This is a genomic window from Pseudoflavonifractor sp. HCP28S3_F10, assembly GCF_052065415.1.
Taxonomy (GTDB): Bacteria; Bacillota; Clostridia; order Oscillospirales; family Oscillospiraceae; genus Pseudoflavonifractor_A.
Window position 1 is genome coordinate 20,046 of sequence record NZ_JBQHUB010000036.1, and the last position, 10,439, is coordinate 30,484.

Sequence of the window (10,439 nt, forward strand, 5' to 3'; positions counted from 1 at the left end):
TAAGGAGTGAATCCCGTTGTCAAATATCTGGCATGACATCAGCCCCAGCCGCATCCAGCCGGAGGACTTTGTGGCGGTCATCGAGATCCCCAAGGGCAGCAAGAAGAAGTACGAGCTGGACAAGGAGACCGGTCTCATCATCCTGGACCGGGTCCTCCACACCTCCACCCACTATCCCGCCAATTACGGCTTTATTCCCCGCACCTACGGCGACGACGGCGACCCGCTGGACGTGCTGGTCCTCTGCTCTGAGGAGATGGACCCCCTGACTCTGGTGCGCTGCTACCCCATTGGCTATATCTCCATGCTGGACGGCGGCAAGAACGACGAGAAAATCATCGCCATTCCCTTTGCCGACCCCACCTACAATACCTTCCGTGACCTGATGGACCTGCCCGCCCACATCTTTGACGAGATGGCCCATTTCTTCACCGTCTACAAGGCCCTGGAGGGCAAGGAGGCCGTGGCCGGCGACGTCAATGACCGCGCCGCCGCCGTTCAGGTCATCCGCAAGGCCATGGACCACTACGCCGAGTGCTTTCTGGGCGGACTCCCCGCCCAGGGCGGCGCGGCCCGGTAAACGGGAATTTAAAGAAAAGTTAATCCTTTTCCCGTTCCGTTTCCCAGTCATGCATGGTACAATAGTTTCACTTAGCGAGCCGCTGCGTCAGCGGCGGAGAACTTAGTGAAACTTGTGCCTGTGCCAAGACCTCTATAGTACGATTATACGCCCCGCCGTCTCAGCGGGGCGTATCCTGAGAGGAGCGAAAGGAAACGCTATGAATCAAGCTTACGACTGCCTGGTGATCGGCGCCGGCTTTGCCGGGGCGGTGGCCGCCCGGGAACTGGCCGAGCGGGGCGGCAGGCGGGTCCTGGTGCTGGAGCGCCGGGACCACATCGGCGGCAACGCCTATGACCTGCCCGATCAGGCCGGTGTGCTCATCCACCAGTACGGCCCCCATATCTTCCATACGTCCAACCGCCGGGTGTTCGACTATCTCTCCCGCTTTACCCGGTGGCGGGACTATCAGCACCGGGTGGTGGCCAACGTCCACGGCACCGAGATGCCGGTGCCCTTCAACCTGACCAGCCTGGAGCTGGCCTTCGGAAAGGAGAAGGCCGCCGCCCTGGAACAAAAGCTCATCGCCGCCTACGGCGCCGAGAAGAAGGTCACCATCCTGGAGCTGCGGCAGAACACCGACCCGGACATTGCCGCTCTGGCCGATTATGTGTATGAGAATGTGTTCCTGCACTACACCATGAAGCAGTGGGACCAGTCTCCTGAGGAGATCGACCCCAACACCACCGCCCGGGTGCCTGTGTTCCTCTCCCGGGACGACCGGTATTTCCAGGACCCCTGGCAGGGCATGCCCCTGGAGGGCTATACCCCTCTCTTCCGCCGCATGCTGGATCACCCCAACATCACGGTGGAGCTGGGAGTGGACGCCCGCACCCGCCTCACCCTGGGGGAGCGGGGCATAGAGCTGGACGGCGCGCCCTTTACCGGCCCGGTGATCTACTCCGGCGCGGTGGACGAGCTCTTTGACTGCCGCTTCGGCCGCCTGCCCTACCGGACGCTGGAGTTCCGGTTCGAGACCTATCCGGTGGACTTCTGGCAGTCCCACGGCACGGTGAATTACACCGTCAGCGAGGAGTGGACCCGTATCACCGAGTTCAAGTACCTCACCGGGCAGGAGCTGCCCGGACGCACCACCATCGCCAAGGAGATCTCCCACGCCTACACCGGCGCGCCGGAGGAGACCCCCTATTACGCCATCATCAGCCCGGAGAACAACGCCCTCTATCAGCGCTACCGGGCGCTGGCTGACGGTTACGGCAGCCTTTACCTGCTGGGCCGTCTGGCCGAGTACAAATACTACAATATGGACGCCATCGTGGCCCGGGCGCTGGAGCTGTGCGATGGCCTGATCCGGAAGGAAGGCGAGTGATCCCCGTGGAAAAGCTCATTACCTTTGCGGTCCCCTGCTACAACTCGGCGGCCTACATGGACCACTGTGTGGAGACCCTGCTCTCCGGCGGAGAGGACATCGAGATCATCCTGGTGGACGACGGCTCCACCAAGGACGACACCCCGGCCATCTGCGACCGCTATCAGGAGAAGTACCCCGACATTGTCCGGGCCATCCACCAGCCCAACGGCGGCCACGGCGAGGGCGTGAACCAGGGCCTGCGCAACGCCCGGGGCCTGTATTACAAAGTGGTGGACTCGGACGACTGGCTGGATACCGGTGCCCTGAAAAAGGCGCTGGACAAGCTGCGGGAGTTCGCCAAAATGCCCGAGCCGGTGGACCTGCTGGTGTGCAACTACGTCTATGAGCATGTGGAGGACAACACTCAGAAGGTCATGCGGTACACCAACGTGTTCCCCGAAAACAAGATCTTCACCTGGGCCGACATCGGCCGCTTCCGCCCCTCCCAGTACCTGCTGATGCACTCGGTGATCTACCGCACCGAGATGCTCCGCGCCTGCAAGCTGGAGCTGCCCAAGCACACCTTCTACGTGGACAACATCTTCGTCTACCAGCCCCTGCCCTACGTCAAGACCATTTACTACATGGATCTGGACCTGTACCGCTACTTTATCGGCCGTGCGGACCAGAGCGTAAACGAGAAGGTGATGGTCACCCGGGTGGACCAGCAGCTGCGGGTCACCCGGCTGATGATCGACGCCCACGACCTCAACAAGGTCCGCGCCGAGCTGCCCAAGCTGGGCCGGTACATGTTCAACTACCTGGCCATGATGATGACCATCTCCTCCATCTTCCTCATCATCGACGGTTCCCCCGAGGCGCTGGGCAAAAAGACCCAGCTGTGGGAGTATCTGCGGACCGTGGATCCCCGGCTCCACCACCGGATGAAATACCGGGCCGTGTCCGCCGTGTCCAACATCCCCGGCTACCAGGGCCGCAAGCTGTCGGTCAGGCTCTACCGTCTGGCCCGCCGCATCTACAAGTTCAACTGATTTTATCATGAGAAAGCCGCGCCTCCCCATCAGGGAAGGCGCGGCTTTTCAACATTCAGGCGGTCTCCATCACCGGGCCACGATCACGCGGATCTGTCCGCCCTGCTCCGGCTCCTTGTCGTAATACCCGGCGAGAGTATAGTCCCCGCCGCTCACCCGGGTCAGGCTGGAGAGGTAGTATTTCCCGTCCCGGACCTCATACACCGCCGCGCGCTCGGAGACAGGATAGCTCCGGTTGGCGGAGGAGAGGGCGGTATTCCCGGTGACGCTGTCCAGTTTCACCTCGGTCAGGTTGGAGATGCGGTCAGGGGCCTGCAGGCTGCCCTTGATCTGGCAGGGGCCCTTCTTCACGCCGAACACGGTGGTCTGGCTGCCCATGGGCACCGCCTGCCCCCCAATATCCGCCACATAGCTGGACATGGTGGTCATTCCCGCGCTGATCTCGGTGACGCTGGTGAGGACGCCGTAGGTATGCAGATCGCCGGTGGCATCTTTCAAGATCAGCCGCTGAATCTCTCCCTGGGCATTGGTGGCATAGAAGCGCACCATGCTCTCGGTGAGCCTGACGCCGGCCAGCCGGCCGGGGTACACCCGGACGGCGGCGGTATCCTCATAGGTGTCCAGGATCTCCACATCATCGGCCAGGACATAGCTGCCCAGCTTCGTGCCGTCGGCGCTCACCTTGCCGGACAGGGTGCTGGCAGAGAGCCGCTTGACCTGGATGGCTCCGCCCTCGGTGGTGATCCGGACCAGATCTCCTGCCTTGAAATAGCTCTCGTCGGTAGGATAGGTGTTCACCGCGCCCGAGGTGGTATACACGGTCACGGAACGGCTGGTGTACGTATCGCCCCGGTCGTCGGTGTAGCCGGTGTTCTGCACGGAGGTGACCATGCCGTACACGGTAGAGCCTTCCAGGGCCTCTCCGGCGGAGCGGACGGCGGCCACACCGCCGCCCCGGCCCAGCAGAAGGGTCACGCTGTCGCCTGCCCGGAACTCACCCAGGTCGCTGAGGGCGTAGGCGGCGTCACCGCTCTCGATGGCGTAGGTCCTGCCCGCTACCGTCACGCTGGCGGGGGCGGAAGCGCTGGGGCTCACCTGCTCCAGGGTGCCGGTGGCCCGCTTGCTGTAGGCCCACACGCTACGCATGGGCTTGGACCAGTAGACCACGTCCAGAGCCTGGATGGCCTGGGCCGGGGCGCTCTTGCCGTCCCGGTACACGGCGGCGGAGGAAAGGTCAAAGGGCACCTTGCCCTGCCAGCTCCCCTCGGCCACCACCGGGCCCTCCATGGCGGAATTCACCAGGGCCACCCGGTCCAGGGTGCCGTCCATCCCCACCAGGTTGAGGGTGGGTTCCAGGGTATTGAGATGATAGACGCCGGTCTTGTTCTTGGTGGTCATCAGGTTATAGAAGAGATAGAGCGCGTCCTGCCGGGTCATGGCGTCGTTTTGGGCGGCGGCGACTCCCTCATCCAGCTCCAGATTGCGGTAGGCCGCCATCTGGCCGGCGGGATAGGCACCGGTGAAATCGGAGGGCTGGTAGCCCAGGAGCCGCAGCACCATGGTGACGCCCTCGGCCAGGGTGATGGTGTTGTCAGGCCGGAAGGTACCATCCAGATATCCGGAGATATATCCGCCCGAAACGGCGGCCTGGATGTAGGGCGCCGCCCAGTGGGTGCGGGGCACATCGGGATAAGGGGCCACGCTGGCCGCGTCTCCGGCGCTGTCCCGCCACGGGGAGGCGGCGATGACCATCCGGGTGAATTCCGCCCGAGTGACGGTGCGCTCCAGATGCAGCTCGCCGTTCTGGTCGCCCACCATGATGTTCAGGGCCGAGAGGACCTGGGCGGCCTCGCCCCCGGCGGGAGCGGCAGCCATGGCGGCGGGCAGCAGGCCCACCGTCAGCACCGCCGCGATCACGCCGGCCAACATACGTTTTCTCATATCGTACACTCCTTTATTCGTACCGCAGCGCGTCAATGGGATTGAGCTTGGCCGCCTTGTTGGCGGGCAGGTAGCCGAAGAGAATACCCACGCCCACCGACACGCCGAACGCCACACCGATGCCGCTGGCCGTGGGGATGGCTACGAAACCGTCGCTTCCGCTACCCAGCACCATACCGATGACGGCGGTGAGCGCGTTGGCCATGATGATGCCAAACACGATGCCGATAGCCCCGCCGATAGCCGAGGTGGTCCCCGCCTCGATGATGAACTGGCTGCGGATATCCTTGCCCTTGGCCCCCAGAGATTTGCGGATGCCGATCTCCCGGGTGCGCTCAGTCACCGATACCAGCATGATGTTCATGATTCCGATACCGCCCACCAGCAGGGAGATGGCGGCGATGAGGATCAGAATGAGCATCAGGGTACTGAGCATGGAATCCATGGCGTCCATCATCTCGGCCGAGGTCATGACAAAGTAGGCGTCGGTATCCTGGAAGGTCTTGAACAGGCGGTTCTCCACGATGCCCTTGGCGGCCGCCGCCGTATTCCGGTCGGTACTGGTAAACATGTAGAGGCTGTAATAGCTGTTCCCGCCGAGGCTCTCGGCCTTGGTGTAGGGAATATAGACGCAGTCGTCGGTACTGCCCTCGGTCATGTCAGCCGCCGTCTTCAGCACGCCGATAACGGTATAGGGCTCGCCCCCCACCGAAAGGGTCTTGCCTATGGCGCTGCCGCCAAAGGCCTCCCGTGCCAGATAGGCCCCGATGACACAGACATTCTGGCGCCGCTCCACGTCGATATATTTCAGGAAGCGGCCCTCCTCCAGCTCGCCGCCGGTCATGGTGGCGCCCCGGGCGGTCATAAAGGTCTCGCCCACGCCATAGACCTTGGTGCGCTCAAACTTGTCGGAGCCATGGCGCACCGCCGGCTGGATCTGAAGATAAGGGGTGACGCCGGAGAGATACTGGGGATATTTGTCCACCAGGGCATACATGTCGTCGGCGTCCACGCTGCGGGAGGAGCCGTCGTTCATCACCTGAGCCTGGACCAGGTTGGAACCAAGCTCCTCAAACTGGGCGTTCATGTAGTTTTGCATACCGTTGCCCAGGCTGGTGATGATGATGACGGCGGCCACGCCGATGATGATGCCCAGCATGGTCAGCAGGGCCCGCATCTTGCTGGTCAACAGGGACTTGACCGCCAGGCGGAAGGATTGGGTGAAGTTCACGCCAACTCCTCCTCTCCTGCGGCCGTCTCAGGCACGTCCTCCAGTTCCTCGGGCTGGACAACTGCCCGTGGATCATGGGCGTCGCCGTCATAGATGATGCGGCCGTCCTGCAGGCGGACGATCCGCCTGGCCTTGACGGCGATGGAGTTGTCATGGGTGATGAGGACCACGGTGTTGCCCTCCCGGTTGAGCTTCTGGAGGAAGGAGAGCACCTCCCGCCCGGTGCGGGAGTCCAGAGCGCCGGTGGGCTCGTCGGCCAGGATGACCGACGGGTCTCCGGCCAGGGCCCGGGCGATGGACACCCGTTGCTGCTGGCCGCCGGAGAGCTGGCTGGGCAGGTTTTTGCACTTGTCGCTCAGGCCCACCCGCTCCAGAGCACGCAGGGCCCTGGCCTTGCGCTCGTCGGCCCCTGCCCCGGCATAGAGCAGAGGGAGCTCCACGTTCTCCAGCACGTTGAGCTTGGGGATCAGGTTGTACTGCTGGAAGATGAAGCCCAGCATCTTGTTGCGGATCTCGGCCTGCTGGTCGTCGTCCATGGTGGACACGTCCACGCCTCCCAGGCGGTAGGTGCCCGAGGTGGGCACGTCCAGACAACCGATGATGTTCATGGCGGTGGATTTGCCCGAGCCGGAGGAACCCACGATGGCCACGAACTCCCCCTCGTCGATGGTGAGGGAGACGCCGTCCAGGGCGTGGACAGTCTCCTCTCCCATCTGGTAGATCTTATAGACGTCTCTGAGTTCGATGAGGTGTTCCAAGGCTTAGCCCCCCATCATCATCTGCATCATATTGGTGCTCTGGTTGCTTACCAGTACGGTTTCCCCCTCGCTGAGGCCGTCCACGATCTCGATGTAGGTCTCGTTGTTGCGGCCCAGGGTGACCTGGCGCTTCTCGGGGGTGCCGGGGGAGAGCATATTGCCGTTGTCGTCATACACCGCGTCGGCGCCGGGCACCAGGACTGAGCCGCCGTCCTCCCGGCTCACAGCCTCCACCGGCACGCACAGCACCTTGCCCACCCGCTCCACAATGATCCGGGCCGACACGTTCATGCCGGGATAGAGCTCCTCCGGCGCGCCGTCCACCAGGACGGTAACGGGATAGGTTGTCTTGCCGCCGGCGGTGGTTCCGTTGATATTCACCTTATCCACCGTGCCGGTATAGGTCCTGCCGTCCAGGGCATCCACCGTGATCTCCACAGTCTGGCCCACCTTCACCTTGTTGATGTCCAGCTCGTCGATGCTCATATCAAACGTGAGGGCGGACAGGTCGTAGATGACGGCAGGATAGCTGACGCCGGAGGCCGCCGTGGTAGTGGAGGTGCCGTCGATATTGTCCCCCACATCCACGTTCTTCTCGATGACAGTGCCGTCGATGGTAGAGGTAATGGAATAGTCCTCCAGGCTGTCCTGGGCCTTCTGGAGGGTGAGTCTGGCATTCTCCACGCTGATACGGGCATTCTCGATCTGGGTGGTAATGGAGTCGGCGTCAAAGGAGCCGATGACCTGCCCCTCGCTCACCGTGTCCCCCTCTTTGACCGAGAGCACGGCCAGCTCGCCGCTGGTCTTGGCCACCACGGTCTTTTGGGCGGCATAGGTAAAGGGGCCGGAGGCGGCGCAGGCGATGGTCCCCACCGCGGCGGTGCCGGTGCTCTGGTCGGTGATGACGCCGGGGTTGGCCACCGACACCGTCACCGTGCGGATCAGGGTGCCGCCAGCTCCCACCTCGTCCAGAGCCGAGATCTCAGAGACCGTACCCTGAATGGTCTGGACGGTGCCGTCCACCACCACGCTGGCCGTCTGCCCCAGGGAGAGCCCGGCCGCGTCAGAGGCATGGAAGGGGACCTTCAGCTTCATGGTGGAGCGGTCCAGGATATCGGCCACCTGGGCTCCCGCCATCACGTTATCCCCCTGGTCCACATAGAGCCTGGAGATGACGCCGGAGGCGTTGGCGGTGAGCTTGGCATCCTTGGCGCTCTTACTCAGATTATCATAAGTAAGCTGTGCCTGCTCCAGGGCCAGCCTGGCCTGCTGGATGCCGGTCTCCACATCCTTGGAGTCAATGCGGAAGAGCAGGTCGCCCTTGCGGACGGTCTGGCCTTCCTCAAAGGGGGCCTCCAGGACCTCGCCCCGGATCAGGGTGGTCACTTTGTAGGAATTGATGGGCTCTATGGTGCCGGTGCCCGACACCTCCACCGTCAGGTCCTGCATTTCAGCCTGCTCAGTGAGATAATTGCCGGCCGCCGCCAGTTTGGCGCCGCCGGAGCAGCTCCTGAACACGAATACGCCCACTGCCACTACCACAGCCAGCGCGATCACCCGCTTAACCCACTTGCGCTTTTTCCGGGGCGCCTTGAATTTGGGCGTTTCCGGCCTGGCCGGGGCGGAGGGCTCAGCCACCGCCACCTCTGAATTGACTTGGTTTTCCATAGATTTCTCCTTACCCCGGGGCTGTGCCCCAGATCCTGCGTTCTCTATCTGCACGCCGTTTTGGCGGACATGCCCCGCTTGAGGATCTCGAACTGATTGGCCAGCCGCCGCCGGACGGTGGAGGGCTCGTCGGTCACGCCGGCAGAAGCGATGGCCGACACGGTCATACGGGCCAGCAGCCCCATCATCTCCTCCAGATCCTTTTCCTCTCTCAGGTCCAGCAGCCCGGTATCCACCTTCCTGAGGATCCGGTCGATGCAATGTCCGGTGCCGATCCCACCCCGGAACAGCAGCCCGGCATGGAGCCAGTGGTTGAGCTGGAGGATGGTCAGGAATTCCCGGATATCGTCCCTGTCCTCCACTTCCGGATCCTGATTCTGGCTGCAATCGAACAGATCCATCATAGCGGCAAAACAGTCGCCCTGCCGCTGCTCCAGCAGCAGGCAGACCAGTTTCTCCACCGCCAGAGCGTAAAAGCCCAGCAGGCAGAGGAAGAGATCCTCCTTGTTTTTAAAGTACATGTAAAAGCTGCCCCGGGGGATCCCCGCCGCCCGGACGATCCGATTGATGGAAGCCTCACTGAAGGGGACCCGGGCAAATTCCGCCCGGGCGGAGCGCATAATCTTCTCCCATTTCTCATAGGGCAGGTTAAAAAACGTGGCAGTGGGCACGCGCCTCCCCCTCTTTCCGTGATGTAGAATTTCTTCCCCATCATATATGACAGTCTGTCATATGTCAATTGCTCCGACGCAAGGTTCAAGATTTCTTTACAAACGCCAATTTACACCTTTCACCAGGAGGAAGGTCAAGCATTCTTTTTATTATCATACGCCGTAAAGCAAAAAAGAGCCTCAAGAAAAGATTAAACTTTCATTAAACCTGTCCCCTCCGGCGTCAGGCCGCAGTTTTTAGAAATTTCTGTATATTCAGGTATAAAGCTCCTCCGCTCTGTCCACAATAGGCTCGGAGGTGCAAAACACATGAAAGAACCACTCAACCAGCGCATCAGCGACTTTATGGCGGGAAAGGGCTTCTACATAGTCCTGTTCCTGTGCGTCGCCGCAATTGGAATTTCGGGCTATTATCTCTACACGTCCCTTTCCGCCCCCGATGAGGAGGTCCCTGTGGCCGGCCATGTGCAGGTCACGGTGACGCCGCCCGCCCCGGAGCACACGCTCCAGCCCCAGCGTCCGTCCGTGACCGCCCGGCCCGTACCCACTGCCGCTCCCACCGCCGCGGCAAAGCCCGCGTCTACACCCGTTCCCTCCGCCGTTCCTTCGGCCGTCCCGCCCGCCGCTTCTTCCTTCTTCACCTGGCCGGTCAAGGGCGATATCGTCCATCCCTACAGCGTGGAGGCTCTGGCCTATGACGAGACCATGGGAGACTGGCGCACCCACGAGGGGGTGGATCTGGCCGCCGAGATGGGCACCAAGGTCCTGGCCGCCTCTGACGGCTCGGTAGCCTCAGTGCTTCAGGACGACCTGATGGGCACCACCGTCACCCTGGACCACGGGAACGGCCTTATCAGCGTTTACGCCAACCTGTCCCCCTCTCCCCTGGCGGAAGCCGGCGACACGGTCAAAGCCGGCGACGTGCTGGGCACCGTGGGCAATACCGCCATCGCCGAGAGCGCACAGGTTCCACATCTTCACTTCGCCATGTGGAAAAACGATCTGCCCGTGGACCCGGCGGACTATCTCCCCCAACGCTGAGATCATTCCTCCCCCGGAATACGGCAACGCCGGAAGTGGGGGGGGGGGGGGGGGGGGGGGGGGGGGGGGGGGGGGGGGGGGGGGGGGGGGGGGGGGGGGGGGGGGGGGGGGGGGGGGGGGGGGGGGGGGGGGGGGGGGGGGGGGGG

9 protein-coding genes are annotated in these 10,439 nt (G+C 62.9%); 4 read left to right on the forward strand and 5 right to left on the reverse strand.

Annotated elements, in window-relative coordinates; genetic code table 11:
* Positions 1-16 precede the first annotated feature (16 nt).
* The 3 genes from ACTNBZ_RS12580 to ACTNBZ_RS12590 all read left to right on the forward strand — a co-directional run bounded on the left by ACTNBZ_RS12580 (position 17) and on the right by ACTNBZ_RS12590 (position 2,983).
* The gene (locus ACTNBZ_RS12580) at positions 17-580 is read left to right on the forward strand and encodes an inorganic diphosphatase (protein ID WP_441210384.1); all 564 of its coding nucleotides are present in this window, start codon (positions 17-19) and stop codon (positions 578-580) included.
* Between the two features lie 199 nt (positions 581-779).
* On the forward strand, positions 780-1,949 hold the full coding sequence (glf, locus tag ACTNBZ_RS12585; protein WP_441210386.1) for a UDP-galactopyranose mutase: 1,170 nt from the start codon (positions 780-782) through the stop codon (positions 1,947-1,949).
* Positions 1,950-1,954: 5 nt separating this feature from the next.
* Positions 1,955-2,983: a glycosyltransferase family 2 protein gene (locus ACTNBZ_RS12590; RefSeq protein WP_441210400.1), complete on the forward strand. Its 1,029-nt coding sequence runs from the start codon at positions 1,955-1,957 to the stop codon at positions 2,981-2,983.
* Between the two features lie 69 nt (positions 2,984-3,052).
* On the opposite strand, the gene ACTNBZ_RS12595 is transcribed toward ACTNBZ_RS12590, so the two are convergent.
* From ACTNBZ_RS12595 to ACTNBZ_RS12615, 5 genes are read right to left on the reverse strand one after another with little or no spacing between them, the layout of a single operon-like run.
* Entirely contained in the window at positions 3,053-4,924 is a 1,872-nt protein-coding gene (locus ACTNBZ_RS12595) for an S-layer homology domain-containing protein (RefSeq protein WP_441210388.1), read from the reverse strand.
* 13 nt (positions 4,925-4,937) lie between these two features.
* A complete protein-coding gene (locus ACTNBZ_RS12600; RefSeq protein WP_441210390.1) occupies positions 4,938-6,155 on the reverse strand; it encodes an ABC transporter permease in 1,218 nt (405 codons plus the stop codon).
* On the reverse strand, positions 6,152-6,913 hold the full coding sequence (locus tag ACTNBZ_RS12605; RefSeq protein ID WP_441210392.1) for an ABC transporter ATP-binding protein: 762 nt from the start codon (positions 6,911-6,913) through the stop codon (positions 6,152-6,154). The genes ACTNBZ_RS12600 and ACTNBZ_RS12605 overlap by 4 nt, the downstream gene beginning before the upstream one ends.
* 3 nt (positions 6,914-6,916) lie before the next feature.
* Entirely contained in the window at positions 6,917-8,581 is a 1,665-nt protein-coding gene (locus ACTNBZ_RS12610) for an HlyD family efflux transporter periplasmic adaptor subunit (protein ID WP_441210394.1), read from the reverse strand.
* Positions 8,582-8,625: 44 nt separating this feature from the next.
* Positions 8,626-9,252 (reverse strand): TetR/AcrR family transcriptional regulator, encoded by a 627-nt coding sequence (locus ACTNBZ_RS12615; RefSeq protein ID WP_441210396.1) that lies wholly within the window; start codon positions 9,250-9,252, stop codon positions 8,626-8,628.
* 309 nt (positions 9,253-9,561) lie between these two features.
* Here ACTNBZ_RS12615 and ACTNBZ_RS12620 point away from each other — a divergent pair, with 309 nt between their 5' ends.
* Positions 9,562-10,293 carry a peptidoglycan DD-metalloendopeptidase family protein gene (locus ACTNBZ_RS12620; RefSeq protein WP_441210398.1) on the forward strand — a complete coding sequence of 244 codons (732 nt, stop codon included), beginning with the start codon at positions 9,562-9,564 and terminating at the stop codon, positions 10,291-10,293.
* Positions 10,294-10,439 lie beyond the last annotated feature (146 nt).